The sequence below is a fragment of the Streptomyces sp. NPDC031474 genome (genome assembly GCF_055581185.1).
Genome location: NZ_JBVIJX010000026.1, coordinates 15705 through 41454, shown reverse-complemented (window position 1 = coordinate 41454; position 25750 = coordinate 15705). Strand labels below are relative to the sequence as shown.

Annotated in this window: 22 protein-coding genes, 1 tRNA gene and 2 pseudogenes; 13 read left to right on the top strand and 12 right to left on the bottom strand. The window is 69.8% G+C overall.

The annotated features are described in order from the left end of the window. Window positions 1-42 precede the first annotated feature (42 nt). Together ACZ5SK_RS41145 and ACZ5SK_RS41140 are read left to right on the top strand one after the other, a co-directional pair. Window positions 43-168, top strand: a complete 126-nt coding sequence (locus ACZ5SK_RS41145; protein ID WP_468577471.1) for a hypothetical protein — start codon at window positions 43-45, stop codon at window positions 166-168. A gap of 204 nt (window positions 169-372) precedes the next feature. Then, the gene (locus ACZ5SK_RS41140; protein WP_334581724.1) at window positions 373-867 is read left to right on the top strand and encodes a TetR/AcrR family transcriptional regulator; all 495 of its coding nucleotides are present in this window, start codon (window positions 373-375) and stop codon (window positions 865-867) included. A gap of 25 nt (window positions 868-892) precedes the next feature. On the opposite strand, the gene ACZ5SK_RS41135 is transcribed toward ACZ5SK_RS41140, so the two are convergent. Next, window positions 893-1156, bottom strand: coding sequence for a hypothetical protein (locus tag ACZ5SK_RS41135; RefSeq protein ID WP_334581725.1), 264 nt, complete (start codon window positions 1154-1156; stop codon window positions 893-895). Further along, window positions 1056-1676 carry an AraC-like ligand-binding domain-containing protein gene (locus ACZ5SK_RS41130; RefSeq protein WP_468577506.1) on the bottom strand — a complete coding sequence of 207 codons (621 nt, stop codon included), beginning with the start codon at window positions 1674-1676 and terminating at the stop codon, window positions 1056-1058. Before ACZ5SK_RS41130 ends, ACZ5SK_RS41135 begins: the two co-directional genes overlap by 101 nt. Window positions 1677-2024: 348 nt before the next feature. Here ACZ5SK_RS41130 and ACZ5SK_RS41125 point away from each other — a divergent pair. Both ACZ5SK_RS41125 and ACZ5SK_RS41120 read left to right on the top strand, forming a co-directional pair. Then, window positions 2025-2143, top strand: a tRNA-Gly gene (locus tag ACZ5SK_RS41125). 251 nt (window positions 2144-2394) lie between these two features. Then, window positions 2395-5286 carry a SpoIIE family protein phosphatase gene (locus ACZ5SK_RS41120; protein WP_334581726.1) on the top strand — a complete coding sequence of 964 codons (2892 nt, stop codon included), beginning with the start codon at window positions 2395-2397 and terminating at the stop codon, window positions 5284-5286. A gap of 57 nt (window positions 5287-5343) precedes the next feature. Here the strand turns inward: ACZ5SK_RS41120 and ACZ5SK_RS41115 are convergent, their stop codons facing one another. From ACZ5SK_RS41115 to ACZ5SK_RS41080, 8 genes and pseudogenes are all read right to left on the bottom strand, one after another. Beyond that, on the bottom strand, window positions 5344-7803 hold the full coding sequence (locus ACZ5SK_RS41115; protein ID WP_334581728.1) for a xanthine dehydrogenase family protein molybdopterin-binding subunit: 2460 nt from the start codon (window positions 7801-7803) through the stop codon (window positions 5344-5346). Further along, entirely contained in the window at window positions 7800-8348 is a 549-nt protein-coding gene (locus ACZ5SK_RS41110; protein WP_334581729.1) for a (2Fe-2S)-binding protein, read from the bottom strand. Before ACZ5SK_RS41110 ends, ACZ5SK_RS41115 begins: the two co-directional genes overlap by 4 nt. Then, complete coding sequence (locus tag ACZ5SK_RS41105; protein WP_334581730.1) at window positions 8345-9232, bottom strand: FAD binding domain-containing protein; 888 nt, start codon at window positions 9230-9232, stop codon at window positions 8345-8347. Before ACZ5SK_RS41105 ends, ACZ5SK_RS41110 begins: the two co-directional genes overlap by 4 nt. 331 nt (window positions 9233-9563) lie before the next feature. Continuing rightward, a complete protein-coding gene (locus ACZ5SK_RS41100) occupies window positions 9564-9752 on the bottom strand; it encodes a hypothetical protein (protein ID WP_334581731.1) in 189 nt (62 codons plus the stop codon). Window positions 9753-10082: 330 nt separating this feature from the next. Then, a pseudogene (locus ACZ5SK_RS41095) lies at window positions 10083-12415 on the bottom strand (ABC transporter permease). Further along, on the bottom strand, window positions 12412-13101 hold the full coding sequence (locus tag ACZ5SK_RS41090) for an ABC transporter ATP-binding protein (RefSeq protein ID WP_457495676.1): 690 nt from the start codon (window positions 13099-13101) through the stop codon (window positions 12412-12414). The pseudogene ACZ5SK_RS41095 and the gene ACZ5SK_RS41090 overlap by 4 nt, the downstream one beginning before the upstream one ends. Next, entirely contained in the window at window positions 13098-13622 is a 525-nt protein-coding gene (locus ACZ5SK_RS41085) for a PadR family transcriptional regulator (protein ID WP_334581733.1), read from the bottom strand. The genes ACZ5SK_RS41090 and ACZ5SK_RS41085 overlap by 4 nt, the downstream gene beginning before the upstream one ends. 471 nt (window positions 13623-14093) lie before the next feature. Continuing rightward, window positions 14094-15725, bottom strand: a complete 1632-nt coding sequence (locus ACZ5SK_RS41080; RefSeq protein WP_334581735.1) for a carboxylesterase/lipase family protein — start codon at window positions 15723-15725, stop codon at window positions 14094-14096. A gap of 136 nt (window positions 15726-15861) precedes the next feature. On the opposite strand from ACZ5SK_RS41080, the gene ACZ5SK_RS41075 reads away from it, so the two are divergent. Continuing rightward, window positions 15862-16395 carry a PadR family transcriptional regulator gene (locus ACZ5SK_RS41075; protein WP_334581736.1) on the top strand — a complete coding sequence of 178 codons (534 nt, stop codon included), beginning with the start codon at window positions 15862-15864 and terminating at the stop codon, window positions 16393-16395. 86 nt (window positions 16396-16481) lie between these two features. On the opposite strand, the pseudogene ACZ5SK_RS41070 reads toward ACZ5SK_RS41075, so the two are convergent. Further along, a pseudogene (locus ACZ5SK_RS41070) lies at window positions 16482-17094 on the bottom strand (DNA helicase); the annotation flags it as partial. 13 nt (window positions 17095-17107) lie between these two features. Beyond that, complete coding sequence (locus tag ACZ5SK_RS41065; protein WP_334581737.1) at window positions 17108-17749, bottom strand: helix-turn-helix domain-containing protein; 642 nt, start codon at window positions 17747-17749, stop codon at window positions 17108-17110. A gap of 193 nt (window positions 17750-17942) precedes the next feature. Here ACZ5SK_RS41065 and ACZ5SK_RS41060 point away from each other — a divergent pair, with 193 nt between their 5' ends. From ACZ5SK_RS41060 to ACZ5SK_RS41025, 8 genes are all read left to right on the top strand, one after another. Then, the gene (locus ACZ5SK_RS41060) at window positions 17943-18464 is read left to right on the top strand and encodes a flavin reductase family protein (RefSeq protein WP_334581738.1); all 522 of its coding nucleotides are present in this window, start codon (window positions 17943-17945) and stop codon (window positions 18462-18464) included. Further along, the gene (locus tag ACZ5SK_RS41055) at window positions 18461-19345 is read left to right on the top strand and encodes an MBL fold metallo-hydrolase (RefSeq protein WP_334581740.1); all 885 of its coding nucleotides are present in this window, start codon (window positions 18461-18463) and stop codon (window positions 19343-19345) included. Before ACZ5SK_RS41060 ends, ACZ5SK_RS41055 begins: the two co-directional genes overlap by 4 nt. A 2-nt stretch (window positions 19346-19347) precedes the next feature. Then, window positions 19348-20580 carry an amidohydrolase family protein gene (locus tag ACZ5SK_RS41050; RefSeq protein WP_457495677.1) on the top strand — a complete coding sequence of 411 codons (1233 nt, stop codon included), beginning with the start codon at window positions 19348-19350 and terminating at the stop codon, window positions 20578-20580. Between the two features lie 120 nt (window positions 20581-20700). Further along, the gene (locus ACZ5SK_RS41045; RefSeq protein ID WP_457495678.1) at window positions 20701-21459 is read left to right on the top strand and encodes an ABC transporter ATP-binding protein; all 759 of its coding nucleotides are present in this window, start codon (window positions 20701-20703) and stop codon (window positions 21457-21459) included. Beyond that, complete coding sequence (locus ACZ5SK_RS41040) at window positions 21456-22337, top strand: ABC transporter permease (protein ID WP_457495679.1); 882 nt, start codon at window positions 21456-21458, stop codon at window positions 22335-22337. The genes ACZ5SK_RS41045 and ACZ5SK_RS41040 overlap by 4 nt, the downstream gene beginning before the upstream one ends. Before the next feature lie 75 nt (window positions 22338-22412). Continuing rightward, window positions 22413-23585: a substrate-binding domain-containing protein gene (locus ACZ5SK_RS41035; RefSeq protein ID WP_468158793.1), complete on the top strand. Its 1173-nt coding sequence runs from the start codon at window positions 22413-22415 to the stop codon at window positions 23583-23585. Then, window positions 23585-24961 carry an FAD-binding oxidoreductase gene (locus ACZ5SK_RS41030; protein WP_334581745.1) on the top strand — a complete coding sequence of 459 codons (1377 nt, stop codon included), beginning with the start codon at window positions 23585-23587 and terminating at the stop codon, window positions 24959-24961. The genes ACZ5SK_RS41035 and ACZ5SK_RS41030 overlap by 1 nt, the downstream gene beginning before the upstream one ends. After that, on the top strand, window positions 24958-25743 hold the full coding sequence (locus ACZ5SK_RS41025) for a creatininase family protein (protein ID WP_334581746.1): 786 nt from the start codon (window positions 24958-24960) through the stop codon (window positions 25741-25743). The genes ACZ5SK_RS41030 and ACZ5SK_RS41025 overlap by 4 nt, the downstream gene beginning before the upstream one ends. The last annotated feature ends 7 nt before the right edge of the window (window positions 25744-25750 follow it).

Sequence of the window (25750 nt, the reverse complement as noted above, 5' to 3'; positions counted from 1 at the left end):
TACGACGCCCACGGCGACGCGGGTCTGACGCGGGGCTGGGTCATGACGGCCGCCGGCCTCGTGGCCTCGGCGCTGTTCGGCTTCGGCGTGCTGGGCTGGTACGACCGCAAGGGACTGCACCGCGTCCCGTTGGAGACGGCGCCCGAGAAGACCGCGGCCCCGGCATAGTGAAAGCCACCCTCAACACCCCCCCCAGAACGGGGCCATTACTCGGAGTGGCCCGGTGTGCCTCGCCTCTCCGGGGACGACCGGCGCGCACACCACCCGCTCGGCGACGGCGTCTTCTCCCAGGCCGTCGCCGAGCTTCCGTGAGGGCACCACCCAGGAAACCGATCGGTTTTCATTTGCTTCGCTTTGGGTTGATCTCGCCGTATGACCACTGAAGTGAAACTCGGCCCCAGGGAGCGGCTGCTGGAGGCGGCGGCCACGCTCACCTACCGAGACGGTGTCAACATCGCGCTCGCGGCGAGTCTGGAGCGGCGCGCCTCCTCCTATGTGGCGGCACTCCTGCCCGCGGCGGACGACGACCGTTCCCCCAGGGAGCGAATCCTGCACGTCTTCGAGCAGGTGGAATCGCAGTCCGGCGAGCCCGGGTTCCACGGCTGCCCTTTCCTGGCCGCGCAGATCGAGCTCAAGGACCGGAGTCACCCCGCGAGCCAGGTCGCCCATGGGGTCAAGGAGAACCTGACCGCCTTCTTCCGTTCCGAGGCCGAGCAGGGCGGAGCGAGTGATCCCGGCCTGCTGGCACGGCAGCTCAGCCTCGTCTTCGACGGTGCCGGCGCCCGCGCGGGCATCGGAGCGGAGAAACTGCCGGGCCTCATCGCGCCCACGGTGACCACCCTGCTCGACGCGGCAGGTGTGCGCTGACGTATGGCCCCTCCCGAACGCATCCCTATCGCCCGGCGTTCGGGTGGAGCCCCATGGCCGCAAGAGTGTTGCCGAGCATGCCGCAGACGAAGAAGCTTGCGGTCTCATCGGCGTCGGCGCCGAGCGGTAGGTGCACGGTCTCCCAGATACGCATCCAGCCCGCCCGGACGACCTCACCGATCAGGTCGTCACCCTGCGCCTCGGCGGCCGCCACGGTGAGGTATCCCTGCATCTGCATCAGAAGCGTTTCGGGGCGCGTCGAGATCAGCTGCACGTAGGCGTTTGTCATGACCTGGAGGGCTCGCTCGCTGCCCTCCATCCCATCGGCCGCCCGCTCGAAAGCCAGGCCGAGTGTCTTCCATGCGCGGCGTCAAAGCGGTGATGAAGATCGCCTTCTTGTCCGGGAAGAGCCGGAAGAGATACGGCCGCGTGACGCCGACCCGCCTGGCGATCACAGCGCGGTCAGCGAGCGGAGGTAAGGCGAGAACAGGGCGCCTACGCCGTGATCGCCTCGCACGACAAGTCGCCGTCACGCCATGCGGCAGGCGGCAGTGGCTGGTGAACAGTGCCCGCGGAATCTTCAGCGATACCAGCCCAAACCGGTCGAGACCCGTGATCCGGCACGGACGGGCGCTGCCGTAGAGGGCGAATTCACCCGACCGCAGGACCGCGTCACGCCCGTCCTGCGTCACGACGACCGAGCCACGGACGGCCAGGTTGACGAGGAAGTCATCCTGTGGCGACCGGCGGATCAAAGACGGAGACCTGAACACCGTGTGCGGATCGGCGTCGACCGTGGCGACCTGCATGTCGGCGATGCCCTGAGCAGTGACCACGACCACCTGGCGCCAGTACGACAACTGTGAAGGGTCGTCGACTGTCGCGGTGGAGAATTCCAGACTCATGCGGTCACCCGCGTGCGCGCAGAGTCAACAATCCCGTGCGGCGTGAGTCACGACCCGGCCAGTCGCCTCCCCCTACGTTCGGTGCGAGCCCGGGAGCCGGCGCCCGACAACAGCAGCCGCACCCGAATCGGTTGTGGCGAAATCCCCGCCCCTCCCCGGCGTCAGTAAAGAGGAGAGATGACCACTTCAGACGAGATCACGAACCAGTACGTCGCCACAGAGGCACGGGTGGACCTCATGTGAGACAAGTACGCCCTCGAAGAGGGGCAAGCTGCTGTCGTGGGCCTCCTCTCCCCCGCCTCCTACGGGTCTACACCGCCAGTGTCCGGCCTCCCGAGCTGTGTGCGCAGGTTCGAATCCTGCCGGGGGCACTCCGGAATCAAGGTGCTGAACAGCGGAATCGCCGTTCAGCACCCTTTTGTGCATACCAGCGGAGGCCCAGTCGCCCGCTGTCCGCCGGTGGAGTCCGGGGCTGCGAGAGACTGTCCGGGTATGGCAGGGATACAGTTTCAGTACTGCCGAACAGAGCATCTTCCATCTATGACGGCGGTGCCGCACGGGTGGCCGATGACCGGGGTCATCGCACGACCCGGGCTCGACACTCGGCAGTTCTGGAGACGAGATGGCGGCTAGGAACGCGAGGGCCGGAAGCCGCATCGAGCAGCCGGAGGCGATGCGGCGGCGGTTGTCGACGGCCATCGATGACGGACTGTCGACGGCCGAGACACTGAACGTGGCGCTTCAGCAGGCGATCACCGACCTGGGTGGCCTCGGTGGCCTGGTGCACTGGTATGACCGCGCTTCCGGCCGATTGCTCCTCGTGGCGGCCGGCGGGCTTGCGCCGGAGATCGCCGGGGCATGGGCGGATCTCCGCGCGGACGACGAAGCCGAGGACAGGGGCAGGGGCCTGGCGCCCGTACGGGCCGTACGCGGCGGTGGCTTCGTGTGGGTGGCCCGGGACAGCATGGGGATCGGGGCTTCCGGCACCGCCGCTGTTCCTCTGATCGGTGCCGGAGGGCCGGTCGGGACCCTTACCGTGTTCACGGTGACGCCCGGCGAGCCGGGCCCCGCACACCGGTCGTTTCTGGTCTCCGTGGCGGCGTGGGCGGCTGGACACCTGGAAGGACATCCGGAACGGCACTCGGCACGACGCCCGCGCGCGGTCGACGCGTCCGGCGGAGAGCTGCCCCGCGTGGTGTCCATCAGGCACTGGGAATACGACCCGGCGGCCGGTTCCGTAAGGCTCGTCCAACCCGTCATCGACAGGGCCGACGAGTCACCGCAAAGCCTCGACAGCAATGACGCGAGCGCGGACCTCGGCTGGTATCTCGCGGGCGTCGAGGATCCGGCGGGCTTTGCTGCCGATGTCCGTGCGGCCTTCGACAGGGGAACGGCGTACGACAGCGAGTATCAAGCGTGCCGCGGCGACGGGGCATTCGGGCGGGTGCGAGCGCGTGGGCACATCGTCGCGGATGAGGGGGGCGGCTCCGCCCGTATGGTCGGAACGCTGTGGGGGCCGGCTCACACCCGGGCCGCGCGGGAGCCCGTAGTCGCCGCCCTTCGCGACCTGGGCGACGGATTCCTGACGGTCGACGACGACTGGCGTGTCATCTTCGTCAACAAGGCAGCCGAGCGTCTCCTCGGCGCCGGCGACGACCGGGCGTTGCTGGGCCGCACGCTCTGGGACCTCCCCGCGAGCCGCACCCCCGGCCTCGAATCCCAGTGTCGGCGCGCATCCGCCGAGCGCAAGCCGATCGGCTTCGATCTGCGTCGGCCGGGCGATCAGCACGTCCACCATGTCCGGCTGGTCCCCTTGGCGGGCGGCGGGCTGACGATCTACTTCGCCGACGTCACCGACGAGCAGCCGGGCGGAGCGGGGCGGACCGCCCGGATGAGCGAGCTGACCGCGGCACTGACCGAGGCCGTCACATCGGGCGACGTCGTCAAGGCGGTGGCGGCGCATGTCCTGCCGCCCATCGGCGCCGACGGGCTCGTGGTCCACGCGCTGACGGGTAGCCGACTGCATGTGGTCGGATCCGTCGGGTACACGGAGGACTTCCTGCGCCAGATCGACGGGATCTCGGCCACCTCCCACATGGCGATCGCCGAGACGTTCCGCACCCGTACGCCCGGTTTCATCGAATCGCCCGCCGAATACGTCCGGCGCTTCCCGCAGTTCAAGAGCTTCGTGGCCTCGTCGGTCAAGAAGGCATGGGTCTTCCTTCCGCTGATCGCCTCCGGGCACACGATCGGCTGCTGTGTCGTCTCCTTCGTCCGGCCGCGTACCTTCAGTGAGGAGGAACGCACCCTGCTGATAGCCCTGAGCGGGCTGATCGGACAGGCGCTGGAGCGGGCCCGGCTGTACGACGTGGAACACACCCGCGCCCAGCAACTCCAGCGCGGTCTGCTCCCGAGGACACTGCCCTGTCTGCCGGCCGTCCGCGCCGCCGCCCGCTACACGCCCGCGGGAAAGGGCGAGGAGGTGGGCGGTGACTGGTACGACGTGATCCCGCTGTCCGGCGACCGGGTCGCCATCGTGATCGGCGACGTCATGGGGCACGGCATCGCCGAGGCCGCCATCATGGGGCAGCTTCGCACCGCGGTCCGCACTCTCGCCGACCTCGACCTGGCCCCCGACGAACTGCTCAGCCACCTCAACGAACTCGTCTGCGACCTCGGCGACGACAAGTACGCCACCTGCTCGTACGCCGTTTTCGACCCCGTCACCCGTGTCTGCTCGCTCTCGCTGGCCGGTCATCTCCCGCCTGCCATCGTCCGTCCCGACGGGACGGTCGTATACGCGGAGTTGGCCGGTGACCCGCCGTTGGGCGTCGCCGAGCCTCCCTTCGAGACGCACGAACTCCACCTGCCGGAGGAGAGCCTTCTCGTGTTCTGCACGGACGGCCTCATCGAATCCGCCACCCGGGACATCGACCAGGGACTGGCTCAGCTCCGGCAGACGCTGGCCGCGGCCGTGGCCCGGACCGCGTACTTCCCGACCGGCGCCACCGGGCACGGTGACACCAGGCGTCTCGACGACCTCTGCGACGACATCGTCTCGGCTCTGCTGCCCGACCGTGAGCAGACGAACGACGACGCGGTGCTCCTGGTGGCCCACACGCGGGGCACGCCGGTCGACAACGTGGCCTCGTGCCATCTTCCGGACGACCCGCGAGCAGCCGGCCAGGCCCGGGAATACATCCGGGGCCAGCTGGCCGTCTGGGGTCTGGACGATCTCGTCATGACCACCGAGCTGCTGGTGAGCGAGTTGGTCGGCAACGTGATCCGGCATGCCGCCGGGCCGATGCGTCTACGCCTGCTCCGCAGCAGCTCGCTGATCTGTGAGGTCTATGACAGCAGCCTCACGAGCCCGCGTATCCGGCGCGCCGCGTTCACCGACGAGGGCGGCCGGGGCCTGCACCTGGTGGCCGCTCTCTCCCAGCGCTGGGGCACTCGCCATCTCGACGAGGGCAAGTGCATCTGGACCGAGCAGGATCTTCCGTCCGCCCCGTGATCCGGCCGCCCGCCACGTGAGAGCCGGTGATCCGGCCACCCGTGACGCGAGCCGGGCTCACCCCTGCTCGGTGTGACCCGCCCGTATCGTCGCCACGATCTCCGAGGGCTTGACCGGCAGCCGCCGGACCCGCATCCCGTACTCCCGCAGGGCGTCGTCGATGGCCGCCGACACCGCCGCCGGGGCCACCATGCGGCCGCCCTCACCGCCGCCCTTGATGCCGTACTCGGTGAACGGCGAGGGCGTCTGGACGTGTCCGACACGGAACGCCGGGGCCTCTGCCGCGGTGGGGATCAGGTAGTCCCTGAAGGTCGGGGACCCGAACCGCCCGTCCTCGTCGTAGACCAGTTCCTCGTAGAGCGTGGTTCCGATGCCCTGCATGGCGCCGCCGGTGACGTGGCCGCCCAGGCTCCTGGGGTTCACGACCGTACCGGCGTCGTGCACGGCCACGTAGTCGAGGAAGGAGAGCGTCCCGGTGTCGGGGTCGATCTCCACGACCGCGATGTGGCAGGCATGGCCCATGATCGGGTAGAAGACGCCGAGGTCCGAGCCGTCCGGTGCCGGGAACGTCGTGTAGGGGTGGTCGTAGGTGTGGGACTCCTCCAGTCCGCTGGTCATGCCCTCGGGGAGGCTGAGCGCGAAGAAGTAGGCGGTGCCCGCCAGTTCGGCGATGGTCAGCCCCGTCTCCGGTTCGCCTCTGACCTGTACCCGCGCGTCAACGAGTTCGAGGTCCTCCGGGGGCACCGCGAGGGTGTGCGCGGCGATGCGGAGGAGTTTCTCCCTCAGCTTGCGCGACGCGCCACGGATCGCCCCGGCCACCATGGCGGTGTAGCGGCTGCCGCCCGGACCGGTGCTGGGCAGCGCGTGCGCGGAGTCGGCGTAGCGGACGTTGACGCTCTCCGGCTCGATCCCGAACTCCTCGGCGAGCACGGTGGCGCCCACTGTCTCGGGGCTGTTGCCCCACATCGACTGGCAGTGCAGCAGGAGCTGGAACTGCCCGGTCGGGTCGATCGTCACCGTCGCGCTCTCGGGGCTGGAGGTGACGGGCAGGACGGGCTTTTCCAGCAGGAACCAGAACTCGGTCGAGCTGAAGACGCTGCGCTCTTGGGTGGTGGCGAGGCCGATGCCGATCTGGCGGCCCTCTTCGGCCCGTAGCCGCTTCTGTTCGGCACGCCACCTGTCCAGGTCGATCATCGAAAGCGCTTTGTCCAGTACGGCGGGGTAGTCGCCGCTGTCATAGAGGTTGCCGCCGGGGATCTTGTACGGGAACTGGTCGGGCTGGATGAAGTTGCGGCGGCGGATCTCCTCCGGGGCGAGCCCGAGCCTGGCCGCCCCCTGATCCACCAGCCTTTCCAGAACCCAGTTGTGCACCTCGGAGCCGAAGCCGCGGTAGGCGCCCTGCTGGCACTTGTCGGTGAGCACGGCCCGGATGCGGTATCTCACGTCCCGAAATCGGTACGGGCCGACGACCTGGGAGAAGGCGTTGCCGTGGTGGCCGACGCCGAACTGCATGTAGGCGCCGTAGTCGTCGACGACGTCGATGTCGAGAGCGGTGATTGTGCCGTCGGCGCGAAAACCCATACGGGCTTCGTAGTGCCGGTCGCAACCGTGGTGGTCCGAATTCATCAGGTGGTCGAGGCGGTCCTCGATGTACGACACCGGGCGGCCCGTCCGCAGGGCCAGGAACCCGGCGAGGGTGGGCACCTTGTGCGCGGCGAGCTTGCTGCCGAAGCTGCCGCCCGCCGGGACCGGCTTCATCGTCAGCTTGTTCGACGGAATGCGCAGTGTGGCCGCGATCAGGAACACGAAGTAGCTGAAGCTGAGGGAGTTGCAGTAGATCTCCAGTACGCCGTTGAAGCCGGGCCGGGCCACCGCGCCCGTGGTCTCCATCGGCATTCCGGCGGAGCGGCCCCAGTCCAGGGTGTCCTCGACGACGAGGTCGGCCCCGGCGAACGCGGCGCCGACATCGCCGAACTCGAAGGTCCGCTCGTAGCCGATGTTGCTGCCGTGCTCCTCGTGCAGCAGGGCGGACTCGGGCCTCATGGCAGCCAAGGGATCGATGACCGGTGGGAGCTCCTCGTAGTCGACCTTCAGCAGGTCCACGCCGTCCTCGGCCAGATACCTGTTCTCCGCGACGACGGCCGCCACAGCCTCGCCGACGTGGCGGACCTTGTCCACCGCCAGGGGGTACTGCTTGATGGTGGCCGGGCCGAAGCTCATGCAGGGGTTCATGTGTGCCTTGCAGTCCTCGCCGGTGAGCACGGCGACGACCCCCGGCAGCCTCAGCGCTTCGGTGGCGTCGACGGACCTGATGCGCGCGTGCGGCAGGGGGCTGCGAAGGATCGCGGCGTGCAGCATGCCCGGGAGTCTGAGGTCGGCGATGTATCCGCCGCGGCCGACCAGCAGCCGGGGGTCCTCGACCCGCCGGCGGTCCTTGCCGATGTAGGTGTAGCCCGACTTCTCCGCGGTGTTCGCGCGCTCCGTGGTCGGGTGCTGGGTGGTGGGGTGGGTGGTCATCGGTCGCGACCTCCCTCGGTGGCGTCGGTGGCCGCCTCGCCGCTGCGGAGCCTGGCATGCGCGGCCCGCACCGCGTTCACGATGTTCTGGTAGCCGGTGCAGCGGCACAGGATTCCGGAGATCTGACGGCGTATCTCGGCATCGGTCAGCGCCTGTCCGGTCTCGATGATCTCCTTGGTGCGCAGCACCATCGCGGGCGTGCAGAAACCGCACTGCAGCCCCTGCTCCTCGGCGAAGCACTCCTGGACGGGGTGCAGCCGCGCCGGATCGGCGGAGAGGCTTTCGACGGTCTCGACCGCGTGTCCGTCCGCCTGGACGGCCAGCAGCAGGCAGGAGCGCACGGAGCGGCCGTCGAAGAGCACGGTGCAGACTCCGCACTCGCCGTGCTCACATCCGAGATGCACGCTGACCAGGTCGAGTTCGTCGCGCAGGAAGTCGGCGAGTGTGGTGCGCGTCGAAACGTCGCGGGTCACGTCCCGGTCGTTGACGCGCAGCGTCACGGTCCGGTGGGCGGCGCCGTACTTGGCGGCGGTGGAGATCGTCACTTCCCGTTCCTCCTCTCGTGGGCGCGTGCCACGGCCGCGTTGATCGCGCGCCGCACAACGACGGTGGCGAGGTGCCGCCGGTAGGCGCCCGTGGCGTGCGGGTCGTCGCCCGAGGTCACCGACGGCACGATCTCCTCGGCGGCCCTGGCGATGCTCTCCTCGGTCGGGGCCTCGCCGATCAGGGCGCTCTCCACCGCCGAGGCGCGGACCGGCGTGTCGGAGATGCCCAGCGCGCCGACGGAGACGGAGGTGAGGTGGCCGTCCTCGCTGAGGTCCACCACCGCGGCGGCGCCGGCGAGGGCGAGGTCGCCCGCGCGCCGGGCCACCTCCGCAAAGCCATGGGCCGCGGTCCTCGGCGTCACCGGGTAACGGACGGCGACGAGGACCTCCTCGGGCTCCAAGGCCGTGATCAGCCGGCCCTGGAAGAAGTCCTGGGCCTCGATGGTGCGGGTGCCCGACGGCCCCCGCACGACCAGCGTCGCGTCGAGCGCCACCGCCGTGCACGGCAGTTCGGCTGCCGGGTCGGCGTGCGCGAGGCTGCCACCGACCGTGCCTCGGTGGCGGATCTCGACATGGCCGATGTGACCGGCGGCCTCCGGCAGCAACGGGACCAGTTCACCGGCCGACGGGTCGTCCTCCAGCTCGGACTGGCGAACACCGGCACCGACCTCCAGCCACCCGTCCGCCAGGCGGTCGATCTTCTGCAGGTCACCGATCCTGTTGATGTCGATCAGCGCCTCCGGCTTGGCGAGCCGGAGGTTGAGCATGGGGAGGAGGCTCTGTCCTCCCGCGAGGACGAGAGAGTCGATGCCGTACTCCCTCTTGAGTGCGACGGCCTCATCGACGGATTCGGGATCACAGTAGGTGAATGGAGGCGGCTTCATCGCCTGTCCTTGGTTGGGGCTCCTTGGGAAGGTTCAGCTGACCGGGCCCGGAGCCGAGGTCGGCTGCGGACGGTTCCCCGAGGCGCGTCGGTGTCGCTGCCGTTCTCCTTCCAGTGCACCACACCTGACGCAAAGGCGACGAAGTACCCCGAAACGCCTCCTCGGCCTGCTCGCCCGAGGTCCCCCAGGGCTCGGAGCACGGCTTGGGGCCCGTCAGAGTAAGGCCCACCTGAACCAATTGTGTTCAGACCCGCACGCTGCGCACACCGACAGTCGTCACCGAGCGGCCTCGGACCCGGGTCGCGGTGCTCGTACTCCGGGTGGAGTCGTATCAGCCGCCGGACTGCGGTACTGCGACGGTGACGATCACGGGCGCCGGTCCGTCATCGTTGAAGAAGCGCAGAGTGTTGCCGCGGCTGCCAGGCATTCGCCGCACCGCGATGGCGATGTTGACGGCGCCTGTTCCGCCGGTGGCGGGAAAGGCGATCTTGACGGGTCTTGCCTTTGTGGCGTGCGGCATGACGTCCCCCGTCGCAGCGAGCAACACCGTTCCGGTCAGGCAGCCCGCACCGGGCGTGGATGCGGTTCAGCTGCTCATCGGACAGGCCAGGCTGCCGGTGGCGGGCCAGTGCTCGACGCGTGAGCCGGGCACGTGCAGGTGGCCGCGCTCCCAGGCCGCTGCCTCGGCCGATGTCCACACCGTGAGCGCGGGCTGGGTGCGGCGGATCTGGGAGATCAGAGTCCGAACGGGGCCCGTCCTCGCGGAGCGCGCTGACGGCAGGGGCGCAGCCTCTGCTTGGGAGACGGCCCCTCCCCGTCTACGGGGAGGGGCCGTCGGGGGCCGGATGGCTCACTCGGTGCGCAGGCCGTCCGGCCGCATCAGCCGCAGCAGAGGTGGCAGGCTGAGCACGGTCACCACCAGGACGACGGCGGCGCCGATGCCGGTCATCGACAGGACGCCCTGCCAGTCCACGCCCACCGGCTTGTCCGTCATCTTCAGCAGCACCGCACCCAGTGTCAGCCCGACCGTCGTGGCCAGTGCCAGGCCGAGCCCGATCGGGATCGCCGTCTGCCACAGCACGGACAGGGTCAGTGTGCGGCGTCGGGTGCCGAAGGCGATCAGGGACGACAGCAGCTTGCGGCGCTCGCGCAACTGCTCCAGTTGTGACACCAGCAGACTCGCGCCGATCAGCCCCAGCACACCGGCTGCGCCGACGAAAAGCCCGGTGCGGATCTTGTCGTAGGCCTCCGAGCGATTGGCGGCTACCCACATCACCGGGTCGTACTTCAGGCCGAGATGGTAGGCCGTGTTCCGCACGTGGTCGGGGGCGTCCACCAGCCCCATGTCGAGGCCGAGGTAGATCTCGCCGGAGACGCCCCGCGGGGTGCCCGCGGGCAGCGCGCCCGGCGTCAGCAGGAAGCGCCGCGCTTGTTCCCGCGCGGGTCTTTGATCGAGTGCGCCTGCTTCATGTGGCTCGGCACGGTCCAGGGCGTCGGCTTGTGATAATCATCGGAGCCGTCGGCGGGGTCGAACCACAGCGTGCTGCCAGGCTTGGACATGCCAGGCGTCATCATATCCGTGTCGTTGCCACCTTGGACGAGGAAGGTGTCACCGTCCTTGCAGGAGGAGAGGGAAGCCACCTCGCGCAGGGACGCGCAGTCGGCGATGGTGATCGGAGCGGTGTTTTCGGCGCTCTGTCGCTGGTCGTCGACGAAGCCCTCGTCATAGGCGTAGACCTTCTCGACGCCCTTGGTGGCTTTGAAGTCGGCCGCCGCCCGGGCGAGCGGGAGTCCGTCCGGTACGGACACCTGCATCTGGGCCCGTGTGAGGTCGTTGGAGGTGTGCTTGGTGTATTGGCCCTCCAGTCCGGAGAACAGCATCTGCAGCGCGATGGCTCCGGCCACTGCGACGGCGATGCCGTTGACCATGCGGGCGGCCGTGCCGCTGCTCAACTGAAGGCGCCGGATGGCCAGTTGCCAGGAGACCGAGCCGGAGTCGAGCCGGCTCACGACCCTTTCCACGACCCACGGCAGTAGCGCGGTTACCGCGACGAGCAGCAACAGGACGCCACCGGTGACCTGGTACTGGTTGAACTCACCGCTGTCGCGGCCGTTGCCGACCATCGGATAGAGCAATCCGAGCCCGCCCAGCGGCAGCAGCAGCCGCCACCACAGTCGGCGCCGCGGGGGCTTCGCGGTGCGCACTACGCCGAGCGGCTCGATCACCACGCCCCGCAGTGCGAGCAGGGTGACCAGCACGGCGGCCACCGGGACGGCGACAGCGACCAGCAGGGCGAGCAGGGGGGAGGGGACCAGATAGCTCGGGAACACGCTCACGTTGAACAGGTCCACGGAGCCCGCGAGCCCTCGACCGATCAGGAAGAAGACCGTGCCGAGGACGAGACCCGCCACGGAGCCGGCGAGAGCTTCCCCCGCGGCGATCCGCCGGGTCATCCGGCTGTCAGAACCCACCAGTCGCAGGGCCGCGAGCCTGCGGTCCCGGCGCTCGCCGCCGAACCGCACGGACGCGGCGATGAAGACACCGACTGGCATCAGCAGAATCAGGAACACGACGAGGCTGAGCAGGACCAGGACGGGGTCCGTCTTCTGCGGGGTCGGGCGGGCGTCGCCGAACCGGTTGATGCGGCCGACTGTGGTGCTCTGCTTGGCCACGAGGTCGTCGGCGCCGCGGTAGAAGCTGAGTTCCTGGGAACCGATCAGTGCGGACTCGGCGATGGTGCCGACGATCCGTTCCGGCAGCCGCTCCCGCAGCAACTTCCCGTCGCCGGACTCCAGCAGCCGTTTCAGCGCAGGGGAGACCACCATCTCGCCCTTCGCGGGGAACTTCGAGACCCCCGGCGGCAGTGGCGCCTTGGGGCCCTCGGGCTGCAGCGCCCGCCCTCGCACGTCCTTGCCGCGAAAGGTCGTCCCGACCATGCCGACCACCAGCGTGTCGTCGGCCTTCGGCGGCATCGGCCGCTCGGGCCTGAGGTCGGTGCGCGCCACCTCCCGGTCGTGCCGGACAGCCATAGCGTTCGGGATCGCGGTAGCGAACAGCAGCAATGCCACACCGAGCCCCACGCCGACCGCGGTGAGCAGCATCCGCACTCGCCCCTCGCGCCCACCGGCGAAGGCGAACCTGACCCCCATGGCGAGGTCCCTCCACCACTGCCTCAGGTTCATACGACGTGCTCCATGTCCCGCGACTTGCCATCCCGTACGACGATCTCACGGTCGGAGTAGGAGGCGACCCGTGCCTCATGCGTGACCAGCACGACAGCGGCGTTGGTGGACCGGGCCGCTTCCGTGAGCAGTTCCATCACGCGTTCGCCGTTGAGGGAGTCGAGGGCACCGGTCGGCTCGTCGGCGAACAGCAACCGCGGGCTGGTGACCAGAGACCGGGCCACGGCGACCCGTTGTCCCTGTCCGCCGGACACCTCGCCGGGCCGCTTCCTGCCGAGATCGTCGACCTCCAGGCGCTCCATCCAGCCCAGGGCGGTGCGCTCGGCCTGCTTGCGCGGGGTGCCGTTCAGCCGCAGCGGCAGGGCGACGTTCTCCACGCAGGTCAGTTCCGGCACGAGCTGTCCGAACTGGAACACGAACCCGAACTCCGAGCGCCGCAGCTGACTGCGCTGGGCGTCGCTCATCCTCGCGAGGTCGCGATCGTCGTAGATGATCGAACCCGAGTCGGGCGTCACGATCCCGGCGAGGCAGTGCAGCAGGGTCGACTTGCCGGACCCGGACGGGCCCATCACGGCGACGACCTCGCCCGGGTGGATGGAGAACTCGGCGCCGTCCAGCGCCATGGTCGGCCCGTACGCCTTGCGCAGGTTCTCGGCGGCGAGGAGGGATCCCCCTGGGGCGTTCACGCGATCACCGCGTCCATCAGTTTGTCGAGGCGGGCGGCGGTGAGCTCCAGCCAGCGCAGGTCGGCCTCGAGGTGGAACAGGGCGTGGTCACAGACCAGTTGGTCGGCGAAGTCGCCGCCCCGCTTGCGGTCGGTGAGAATGCGCATGCTGCGCAGATGCTCGGACCGCTGCGTGTCGAGGATCTCGGCCGCGTCCCGGTGGGTCAGCAGCGCCAGGACGACCTTGGTGTACAGCGTCGACTGCAGATACGGCTCGGGCGGTTCGGGTGTCGCCAGCCACCGCTCGACGTCGGTGATGCCGGCGTCGGTGATGGCGTACCGCTTGCGCTCGGGGCCGCCGCCCGTCTCGACGCCGTCGACCTCGACGAGCCCGTTCTTCAGCAGGCGCGACATCGTCGAGTAGACCTGGCCGTAGTGCAGCGGCCGGTCGTGACCGAACTTCTCGTCGAAGGCCCGCTTCAGGTCGTAACCGTGGCGGGGCCCGGACTCCAGGAGTCCCAGGAGGGTGTGGCCGATGGACATGAGGATGACTCTACATGCGGTGTATACATGTCGTGTATACGTGGAGTGTGTAGTTGGTGGCGGGAGGTGCGACCGTGCAGGTGGGAGCCGCTGTCACCTTTTTGTAACGGCTGCGGCGGCTCCCTGCCGCCCATGACGTTGACGGTCGGGCACGGCGTGGGTGGCCGGCGGGATAGCGGGGGCATGATGCAGCCCAGGCCCGCCCGATGACGATCTGCGGTAGGAGGACGCGGCGAGGACCACCATGGCGCTTCTTCCTCCTCCTCGCGATCCTCCTCCTCGCGCTGCGCGAGGAATTGGAGGTGCCGGTGCCCGAACACCGGAGACCGATGCGGCCGTAGAGGCCGGGGTCGCCTGCCCGCTGCTCAACCACCCGGCAGGAACTCACAGCCCTCGAGCCGGTCCGCAAGCGGACCTTCTCGTGGGCAGTGTGCTCGTTCCCCGCATGTCGGCGCGGGGAACGGATGCGGGTCAGGGGGTAGCGGCGGCGTCCCACAGGTCGCATTTGTGCGCCGTGTCGAGATCCGACGTGGCGGCATTGCCGCCCTGTGCGGCGATACGCAGCCGAAGCACTTCACCAGGCACCGGGGCCTGGTCCACCATGGCGGGTTGGCCGGAGACGCTCGGGACGGAGCCGTGGATGAAGGAGCCCCAGTACGCGGTCATCTGATCGGCCAGGGTGCGCTGTTCGGCGTTGAACGAGGCGCTGATGCCGTACGGCTTGAACAGGTAGTTCAGTTCGGCCGCGTGCGTCGCGCCGAAGTCGTAGTCGGCGTTCTGCGGCAGGGAGGCGAACAGCGGGGAGGTGCGGTCGGCGAACTCGTACGAGTAGACCTTCCCGCGCTCGGCCAGGCGCGCGCTGGTGCGCAGGGCGGGGCAGGCGAAGAACTGGTCGCCGAAGGCCGCGGCATAGGCGTAGTCGGGGCGCTCGTAGGAGCTGAGTGGATAGCGTTCCAAGGCTTTGACGCCGGTGGTGTCGCCGAAGGCGGAGGTCAGGGCCTTGGGATAGGCGTCGGCGGTCAGGGGGCTTCCCCAGCGGTCGAAGCTGTCGTAGGCGAAGACCAGGCCCTCGTTGCTGTTGGCGCCGTTGAGGACGGGGACGTGGGAGGCGCGGCCGGAGGTGAAGGCGTCGGAGGGCTGGAGGGGCAGTGCACGGCCGCCGACGGTGTAGTTCCAGGTGCCGACGCTGGTGCCGTTCTGTGCGTCGAGGATGGTCTGGGCGGGCTTGGCGCGCAGGCAGTCGGCTGCGGTGGCGCTGTCGGTGCATCCCAGCTTCTTGGCGAAGGCGAGTCCGGCTGCCTCGGCCTGCGTGCGGGTGCTGCCCGCGCAATCGAAGTAGGTACCGCTTTCGATGATGGCCGCGCGGTAGAGGCCCTTGCTGGTCGGGGAGGCGAGGTTGGCGCAGACCGCGCTGCCGCCGGCCGACTCACCGGCCAGCGTGACCTGCCGGGAATCGCCGCCGAAGGCTCCGATGTTCGAGCGCACCCAGCGCAGCGCCTGCTGCTGGTCGAGCAGCGCGAAGTTGCCGGTGGTTCCGGGAAGCGTCAGGAAACCGAGGGCGCCGAGCCGGTAGTCGACGGTGACGACGATGCTGTTCGTGCGGCGGGCGAAGGCGTCGGGGACGATGTCGCGGGCGTCTCCGCCGACGTTGCCGCCGCCATGTATCCAGACAAGGACGGGCAGCCCAGAGGAACGGACGGCTGTAGGTGGCGTGTACACGTTGACGTCGAGGCAGTCCTCGGTGGTGTGCTGGGTGTCGTAGCCGGGCGCCCAGTAGGTGTTCTGCGCGCAGTAGTCGCCGTACCGCGTGGCGTCCCGGACGCCCTGCCAGTTCGCCGGGCGGCGGGGGGCCTGCCAGCGCAGGCGGCCGGTGGGCGGGGCGGCATAGGGGATGCCCAGGAACTGCCGCCCCTCGATGGTGCTCCTCCCCCGCACCATTCCCTGGTCGGTGCGGACGAGGGAAGAGCGGTCGGAACGGGCCGGCGATCCGGCGTGGCCGGGTGAGCTGGCCAGGGCGGGGGCGCAGGTGAGGGCCACGGCGGCGGCGGTGAGCGGGACCAGGCTCCGGAGCAGTCGGGGCCGGGGTCTCGGGGGCAGGGGCATAGGGTCTCCCAGTGCATTGGTGGCCCGGCGGGGACAGTCCGGGCACCACGACAGTAGGGGCAAAGTGGCATAGGTGACTAGTGTCATAGATAAAGGGGATGTAACCAGGGTGAAGCTCGAGCACGTACTCCTTGGAATGGTGGCCATGCGACCCTGCACGGGCTACGACCTGAAGCGCTGGCTGGAAAGCGAGATGGGGCGGATGCTCCGCATGCGCACGCAGCAGAGCCAGGTGTACCGGACGCTGAACCGCATGTGCGCCGACGGCTGGGTCCGCTACACCGTGCAGCACAACGAAGGCCGCCCGGACGCCAAGGTGTACGTGGCCACCGAAGCCGGCGAGCGTGAACTGCACGAGCGCCTGGCCGTTCCCTACACACCGTCACCCGACTTCGGCGACCCGGAGTTCCTGATCCGCTACACCTTCGCGATCTTCCTCGACCATGACGAACATGTCCGCCTCGTACAGACCGAACTCGACGCGCGCAGCGCCCAGCAAGACAGGTTCCGGGCCCGGGAGATCCGCGAGGAGCCCTGGCTGCCCGGCATCGACCAGTCCCGGATGGCCCGAATCCTGGATCATGTCCACGACTACAAGGACCACGCCCTGGACTCCCACGTGCGCTGGCTGAAACAGACACTGACCGAGCTCACGGAGAAATCCGGGTGACTTGGCCCGTGACTGCTGGAGATCAAGATCAAGGCGACTTCAACATCGGGTCGAAGAATAGGTCTGGTCAAGATCAAGAATCCCCATCAGCGCAGGAGGCAGGGGGGGGTTCCGTCGGGATGGTGCTGGACCCAGGACAAGCCGCCGATGTCGAGGCGTTGGGCGGTGCGGGTGACGGCCACGTAGGCGAGGCGGGCCTCGGCGTCGTCGAAGGGGCCGGGCAGAGCACGGCCCGTGTCGTCTTGTGCCGGGCTGTCCTGGGGCGGGCCGTGGAGACGGTCACGTCGGCGTGCTGCTCAGGGGTGAGGCGGGCCACGGCAGCGAGGATGGCGTCGGTGCCGTGGGTGTCGACGAGATGGCCGAACGGCTGCAGGTCGCGGCCGGCCGGGCCGTGGGCGGCGTAGTCCTGCAGTTCGCCGCAGGAGGGGAACAGGACCAGTTCGGGTGGGTGGTGCGGCGCCCTTCCTTCAGGTCCCGGGCGGCCAGGGCCAGAGCGCGCAGGCCATCTCCTCCCCCGACCAGCCCGACGCGGCGTCCGCAGGCCATCAGGTTCATGGCCTGGGCCATGGCGCCGACGTTGGTGCGGCACAGCACCGCATCGGGCTGGGTGACGGGGCCGAGTTCGGTGGGTACCGCGGGGGTGCCGGTCAGGCGGATCGGGGCGTCGGCGATGGCCGGCCACCGGTCAGCCGGACAGGCCTGCGTATCCGCGTCAGGAGTGGCGGTCGGCTTCGCCTGTCGCGTTCTGGACGGTGAGGAGTCGTACCCGTGAACCGTCACCGACGGCGCGCCAGCGGTGGGGAGTTCCTCCGGAGTAGCAGATGCTGTCGCCCGGACCGAGCACGTGGAGAAGGGGCCCGTCCGCTGTGTGCAGGTCGATTTCGATCTCACCGGCAACGACGTAGACGAACTCGTCGCCGGGGTGGTCGTAGTACTCCTTGAACTGCTCCCGGGTCCCGGTGTACTCCACGGGGTGGAAGGAGTAGCCAGGGGCGCCGAGCATGCGCGCCATGCCGCCGGGGTTGTCCACGGGCAGGCCCTCGCCGGAGCGCACCAGGTGGGCCGAGTCGGCCGAGGCGTCGGGTTGCGGCACCACCGCTGCGGCCATGAGTGCCTGCTGTGTGGTGCCGAGGGCGCGGGCGATGCGGTGCAGGGACGGCATGCTCGGCCGGGTCAGTCCCCGCTCCAGCTGGCTGAGGAACGGGTGGGAGAGCGCGGCGCGCTCGGCGAGTTGGACAAGTGTCAGCCCCCGCTCCTTGCGCAACTGGCGGATCGCGCTGCCGAGTTCGGCGCGCAACGGCGCGTCCGCGTCCCCGGCGGCGGGCGATGTGCTGTGGGCGGGTTGGGCCGGCATGGCAGGAATCCTAAACGGTCGAGGTCGGCGGGCCACCGGGGCCCCGGCAGCCTGGGGAGAGGTTTTACGCCGGTGAAACACCAGGGCCCTACGCTCAATGTTGATGGCACGAACATTCTAAGTGCCGTCGAGTCCATCGCGTCGCACGCGGCGTACGTGCTTTCCCGTCCCGTCCAGCCCATAGGGAGCTCTCATGGCCGCGGCCACCTCCGACCGTCCCGTCGACTCCCCGCCGGACTCCGGCTTCCTCGACGCCATGGCCGCCCTCGCCGGGGGCGTCTGTGTCGTCACCGCCCTGACAGCCGACGGGCGCCCGGTCGGCTTCACCAGCACCGCCGTGATGAGCGTCAGCCGCGAACCCCAGTTGGTGGCCATCGGAGTGGGCCGCGGCGGCCGTACGCTGACCTCGCTGCTCGATGGCCGCAGGTTCGCGCTGAACATCCTGCACGCCGGCGGCGAGCACGTCTCCCGGCGCTTCGCCGACCGCTCCGCGGACCGGTTCGCGGAGCTGGAGTGGTCGGCCGAGGAGCGCGGCGGACTACCCCTCCTGCTCGCGCACAGTTCGTACGCGGTCCTCTGCCGCGTCGAGCGCGACCTCCCGGCCGGGGACCACCAGCTGATCGTCGCGGCCGTCGAGCACGTCGTGCCCGGCACCGGCGGACCGACGGCCCTCGTGCACCACGACCGCCGCTATCACGCGCTCGGTGCGGCGTGAGCGGGTCCGACTGGTTCCAGGTCGCCGAGACCGGCCCGGCCGCGTTCGTGATCGCCGAGCCCGGCCATGTCAACAGCTACCTCGTGCTCGGCGATGAACTGGCCCTGCTCTACGACACCGGCATGGGGGTCGGCGACATCGGCGAGCGGGTACGACGGCTGACCCGGCTGCCGCTGCTCGTCGTCAACTCCCACCACCACTTCGACCACCGCGGCGGCAACGCCTCCGTGGCCGGCTACGCCGAGGACATCGCCGTACACGCCACCGGCGCCGCACTGCACATGGATCCGGCTCCGCGCGAGTGGCTGGAGGCGTACGCGCACATCGCGCACGGCCTGCGGAAGCGGTACGAGGAGTTCCGTGTCCTGGACACAGGCGGGTTCTTCCTCACCGACTCCCGCGTCGAGGTGCGGCCGGTGCCCGACCTGGCCGACTGGCGGATCGAGGCCGTACGCCCCACCCGGCTGCTGCGCGAAGGAGACGTCCTCGACCTGGGCGGTCGGCGCCTCGAGGTGCTCCACACCCCCGGGCACTCTCCGGACGGCGTCTGCCTGTGGGAGCCGGAGACCGGGCTGCTGCTGGCCGGGGACACGCTGATCAGTGGTACCTTCTTCGCCCATGTGCCGGGCGCCGACGTGACCGCCTTCGCCGACTCGACGCGCCGCCTGGCCGAGCTGCCCGTCGCCACTGCGCTGCTCGGCCACAACCTGCGGCACCGGGAGTCGGCGGACTTCGTGGGCCGGGTCGCCGATGCCTTCGCGGCCGTACGGGACGGACGCACCCGTCCGTTCGCTTCCACCGACATGTTCGGCGTCCCCGTACGTCGCCATGACTTCGACGGTTTCGCGGTGCTCACCGCGCCGCACGGGACGGAGCACTGAACATGTCACCACTGCTGCTGCGCGGCGCGCGCCTGCCCGACGAGGGCGTCCGCGACGTCCTTGTCAGCACGGACAGCGGCCTTGTCACGCGGGTCGCCCCGCCCGGTCTGCTTCCTTCCTCCGGCCCCGACGAACTCGACCTGACCGGATACCTGCTCCTGCCCGCCCCGGCGGAACCGCACGCCCATCTGGACAAGGCTTTGACCTGGGACCTGGCGGGCGCACTGCCGGGGGACCTGCTCTCCGCCGTCGCTGCCTGGCGTGCGTACGCCGCGCGGGTCACCGAGGAGGATGTGTTCCAGCGCGCCAGGCGGGCGGTCGACAAGCTGTGTGCGAACGGCGTGACGGCGGTCAGGACCCACGTGGATCTCCTGAGGGACGACGACGGCGGCGGCGGCTACGGCGGCGGTGATCCGCTGCGCGGCCTGCGCGCCCTTCTCCGCCTGCGCAGACAGCTCCGCGGGCGGATACGGCTCCAGATCGCCGTCCTGCACGTCGACGCCCCGGACGAGCTGCTGCACGAGGCGCTCGACCTCGGCGCGGACCTGCTGGGCGACTGCCCCCACCTGTCCGCGGACCCGGCCGCGTCCGTGGAGCGCACCCTGCGTATCGCCGCCGAGCACCAGGTCGGGGTGGACCTGCACGCCGACGAGACCCTCGACCCGGGGGCGGGGGATCTGCGCCTGCTCGCCCGTGTGGTGCTGGAGCGCGGCTTCGTTTCCGGCGTCACCGCGAGTCACTGCGTCAGCCTGGGCGTGGTGGAGCCGGCCGAAGCGGCTCGCACGGCCAAGGAAGTCGCGGCCGCGGGTATCGGCGTGGTCACCCTCCCGCTGACGAACCTCTACCTCCAGGGCCGCGACCGACCGTCGTCCACCCCGCGTGGCCTCACCGCCGTACGCGCCCTGCTGGACGCGGGCGTGACGGTCGCGGCCGGCGGTGACAACATCCAGGACCCCTTCAACCCCGTGGGCCGGGCGGATCCGCTCGAGACGGCGTCCCTACTGGTCACGGCCGGCCATCTCACCCCGGACGAGGCGCTGTACGCGGTCACCGGGGGAGCTCGGGCGGTCCTCGGGCTGCCCGCGGCGGGACCGCACGAGGGCGCTGTCGCCGATCTGCTGGCTGTGCGCGCGCAGACCGTCTCGGAGGTTCTCGGCGCGTCCTGTCCCGAGCGGCTGGTCTTCGCCGGCGGGCGGCTGGTCAGCCGTACGTCGGTGGTCCGCGAAATCTTCTGAAGATCCTCCGAGTCTGCCGCCCGGCAGCTCTCGGCGAACGGATACGGCCACGACATTGGCCGGAAACAACCAATGTTCATACTATCAACATTCCTGACTGTGGCACTGAAGGGAGCTGACGTGCCGACCACCGCCGAAGCGACACTCGAAGCGACGCTGCGATTCGAGGGAGTCGACAAGCACTTCGACAACGGGACCACCGCCCTCACCGGAGTCGAACTCTCCATCGCCCCGGGCGAGTTCGTCGCCGTCGTCGGCCCATCGGGCTGCGGCAAGTCCACCCTGCTCCGCCTCGCCTCAGGCCTGGACACCGCAACCGGCGGTACCGTCCACGCCCCCACCGACTCGGTCGGCTACGTCTTCCAGGACCCGACCCTGCTGCCCTGGCGCACCGTCCTCGCCAACGTGGAACTCCCCGCCGAACTCACCGGGACCCCGAAGGCCGAACGGCGGGATCGGGCGCTGGACGCCCTGCGCCTGGTGGGCCTGGAGGGCTTCGAGAAGCAGTTGCCGGGGCAGCTGTCCGGCGGCATGCGGATGCGCGTGTCCCTGGCCCGCGCTCTCATGACCCGGCCGTCGCTGTTCCTGTTCGACGAACCGTTCGGCGCCCTCGACGAGATGACGCGCCTGCGCATGCAGGAGGAACTCCAGCGCATCTACGCCGAGACCGGCTTCGCCGCCCTGTTCATCACCCACTCGGTGACCGAGGCCGTCTTCCTGGCCGGCCGGGTCGTCGTGATGTCGGCCCGCCCCGGCCGGATCACCGCCTCCTTCGAGGTGCCCTTCGCCCATCCCCGTCCGGCCGAGCTGCGCTACGACCCCGATTTCGGCCGTATCGCCGGCGAGGTCTCGGCGGCGCTTCGAGGAGGCCTCCAGTGAGTGCCCACGTCACCGTCACCGCTCAGTCCCAGGACGTCCTGCCGGCAACGGACTCCACACAGGCCACTCCTCCGGTCCCCGTACGCCGACGCCGGGCCCGGACCGTCGCGGTGCTCACGCCGCTCGGGTCGCTCGGCGCGGCCGTCGGTATCTGGTACGCCGTCAGCTATCTGCTGCTCAGCCCTGCCCGGCGCTTCCTCGTCCCGCCCCCGCAGCAGGTCCTCACCGTGTCGTTCCTCGACTGGACCCATCTGCAGCCGATGCTCCAGGCACTGTGGCTCACCGCCCAGGTCGCGCTCGTCGGCCTGCTCATCGCCTCCGCGCTGGGTGTGACGGCGGCGGTGCTGATGAGCAGGGCGCGCTGGCTGGAACGCTCCCTGTACCCGTACGCGGTGATCCTGCAGACCGTGCCGATCCTCGCGATCGTGCCGCTGATCGGCCTCTGGTTCGGTTTCGGCTTCACCAGCCGGGTGGTCGTCTGTGTCCTGATCGCCCTCTTCCCGATGATCGCCAACACACTGTTCGGCATCCAGTCGGTGGACCGTACCCACCACGACCTGTTCACCCTCCAGCGGGCGGGCCGCTTGGCCCGGCTGCGCAAGCTCGAACTGCCTGCCGCCCTGCCCTCAATCTTCACCGGGCTGCGGACCTCCTCCGGCCTGTCCGTGATCGGCGCGATCGTCGGCGACATGTTCTTCAAGCAGGGCGAGCCCGGCATCGGCACCCTGCTCGACGTCTACCGCTCCCGGCTGCAGTCCGAGGATCTGTTCGCCGCGATCATCCTCGCCTCGTTCTTCGGTGTCGCGGTCTTCGCCGTCTTCACTCTCGTCGCGCGGCTCGCGGTCGGCTCCTGGCACGCCTCGGCCGACCGGACGTAGCCCGGCCCTTTCCCCGCCCTCCCTTCACCCCCGGTCTTCCCTTCACCTTCCCTCTGGTCCCTCAGGGAGTCAGTCATGCCTTCATCCGCCAGACGCGCCGCCATCGCGGGCGTTTCCTCCGCAATCACCCTGGTATCGATCACCGCCTGCGGCGGTGGTTCCACCGCCTCGACCGGTTCCGCGGACAAACTCCCGGCGGCCCCCGCCGCCCAGCGCCTGGCCGGCGTCTGCCCCAAGACGGTCGTCGTCCAGGTCGACTGGGAGCCCGAGGCCGAACACGGCCCCCTCTACCACCTGGTCGGCCCGGGCTACACGGTCGACACCGCGAAGAAGCGGGTCACCGGCCCGCTGGTCGTCGACGGCAAGGACACCGGCGTCGACATCCAGATCCGGGCGGGCGGCTCCGCCATCGGCTATCAGAGCGTCCCCTCGCAGATGTACGTCGACAAGAGCATCACCCTCGGCACGGTCACCACCGACGTGGCGATCACGGCGTCCGCCAAGCAGCCCGTCACGGCCGTGGCGGCGCTGATGAAGAAGAGCCCGCAGGTCCTGATGTGGGACCCCGCCACCCACCCCGACTGGAAGACGATCGCGGACATCGGCAAGTCGAACGCGAAGGTCGTCTACGTCAACGGCAGCACCTACGCCTCGATGCTGGTCGCGAAGGGCCTCATCAAGAAGAGCCAGCTGGACGGGAGTTACGACGGCGCACCCGCCCGCTTCGTTTCCAACCCGGGCATCGCCCAGCAGGGCTTCGCCACCGCCGAGCCGTACATCTACCAGCACGAGGTGTCGGCCTGGAAGAAACCGATCAAGTACCAGCTGCTCGCGGACGTGGGCTTCAACGTCTATCCGGAAGCCCTGTCGGTGCGCAGCGGCGAACTGAAGTCGCTCAGCCCCTGCCTGAAGAAGCTCGTCCCCGTCCTGCAGCAGTCGGCCGTCGACTTCGCGGCCGAGCCCTCCGCGACGGTCAAGCTCATCAGCGACCTGGTGCAGCAGTACAACACCGGGTGGGTCTACTCCGAAGGCACCGGCACTTTCGCCGCGAAGCAGATGGTCGAGCTCGGCATCCTCGGCAACGAGTCCGACGGCAGTATCGGGAGCTTCGACATGAAGCGCGTCGCTTCCGCCCTGAAGACCTTCACCCCACTCGTCGAGCAGAGCGGCGCCAAGGTCAAGCCGGACCTGACCGCCCAGGACGTGGCGACCGACGAGTTCATCGACACCTCGATCGGACTGAAGTGATGACGACCGAAAACCTGACCGCACTCACCGAACTCGTCGACGACGGACCGGCGACGACGGTGACGGAACGTCAGCCGACGCCCGGCATCGAGGACTTCTGCGCCGAGGCCGCCGAGCTCCTCGGCTCCGACGGGGTGATCCGCGATCCGTCCGCACGGGAGAAGGCCTCCTGCGACTGGGCGCACATGTCGCCCATCCTGTCCGCGAAACTCCCCGCCGGGCACGCCGAGGCCGTCCTGCGTCCCACCTCGCACGAGCAGCTCCCGGGCATCCTGGCCCTGGCCCACCGCCACCGCGTCCCCCTCACCCCGCGCGGCAAGGGCACCGGCAACTACGGCCAGGCGATCCCGCTGTACGACGGTGCCGTGGTCGACCTCACCGGCTGTGGCCGCGTCCTCGACGCCGGTGACGGCTGGATCCGCGCCGAGGCCGGGGCGAGAATGTCCGACCTGGAGGCCCACGCCCGCACACTCGGTCAGGAACTGTGGATGTTCCCGTCCACCTTCGGCACCACTGTCGGCGGCTTCCTGTCGGGCGGCAGCGGCGGTACCGGCTCGCTCGTGCACAGGACCAACAGCGACGGCTTCGTCCGGGAGCTGACGGTCGTGCCCTGCACGGCGGACGCCGAGCCCTTCGTCGTGCGGGAGTCGGACGCGCTGCCGTACATCCACGCCTACGGCACCACGGGCTTCATCGCCACCGCGACCGTACGGCTCCAGCGGGCCCGCACCTGGGCGGGGCTGTTCGCCGCCTTCGCCGACTGGGCGTCCGCCACCGCCGCCCTCTCGGCCCTCGTACGGATGGAACCGGCACCGCGCCTGGCCTCGCTGGACGAGGCCGGCCTCGTCAGGGTCTACCGACCGGACCCGGCACTGGACCCCACGGCCCTGAGCCTGCGCGCGATCGTCGAGGAGGAGGCCGTCGACCAGGCACGCGCCATCGTCGAGGCGTCCGGCGGCAGAGTCCTGGACGTCCGGCCCGCACCGGACGGACCCGCGCTGATCAGCTCGATGTCCTTCAACCACCCGACCTACCACCTGATGAAGGCCGAGGACGGCTGGTTCCACCTGGAGATCGGCGGCGACGTCCTGCTCGGCGACACCACCGAGATCAGGAAGGTCTTCCCGGACACCCTGCTCCACCTGGAGGGGATGCGCTCCGGCACGGTCGGCATGCTCATGGCCCGCTACCAGGACGAGCAGACCGTGTACGACGGCATCGCCGCCCTGGGGGCCCTGGGCGTCGGTGTGCACAGCCCGCACAACTGGCACGTCGACCGCCGCCTGGACCTGGTCCGGGAGGCGGCCCGCACCACCGACCCGCTCGGCCTGCTCAACCCCGGCAAGATCCCCGCCACATCCGAGGAGACCCCGTGACCTTCACCCGGTTCATCGACCTCCGCGGCCCGCAGATCGAGCGGTTCAGCGAGGACACCGTCGCCGTGCTGCCCGTCGGCGCGATCGAGCAGCACGGGCCCCATCTGCCCGTCGCCACCGACTACTACATGGCCGAAGCCGTCGCCGAAGGCGCCGCCCGGCTTGCCGGTGAGAACTGCGACGTCACGCTGCTCCCAGGGCTCGCCTACACCAAGTCCGACGAACACGCCTGGTCGCCGGGCACACTGTGGCTCAGCGCCCGCACCCTGCTGTCCGTCCTCGACGACCTCGGCCGCTCCCTGGCCGCCGGCCCCGTACACCGGCTCGCCTTCCTCAACGCGCACGGCGGCAACAGCGCCCTGCTCGGCGTCGCCCTGCGCGAACTGCGCACCCGGTACGGCCTGCGCACCTTCCTGCTGCACGCCTCCCTCCCCGCCGACCAGGGCGGCACGTCCCCGGCCACGGAGTACGGCATGGGCGTGCACGGCGGGCTCAAGGAAACCGCCGCCATGCTTCACCTCCACCCGGACCTGGTGGACATGGCCCAGGCCCGCCGCAGCGTTCCCGAGCACCTCACGTCATACGAGCACATCGGCTTCGGCAAGCCGGTCTCCTTCGGCTGGACCAGTGACGACTTCGCCACCGGCAACGGCCTCATCGGCGATCCCACGGGAGCCACACCCGAACTCGGCCGCAAACTGATCGACGCGTCGATCGCCGCGGCCGCCGCCGCGTTGCGCGAATGCGCGCGCTTCCTGCCCAACCGCCCCTTGACCTCCTGAGGGAGCC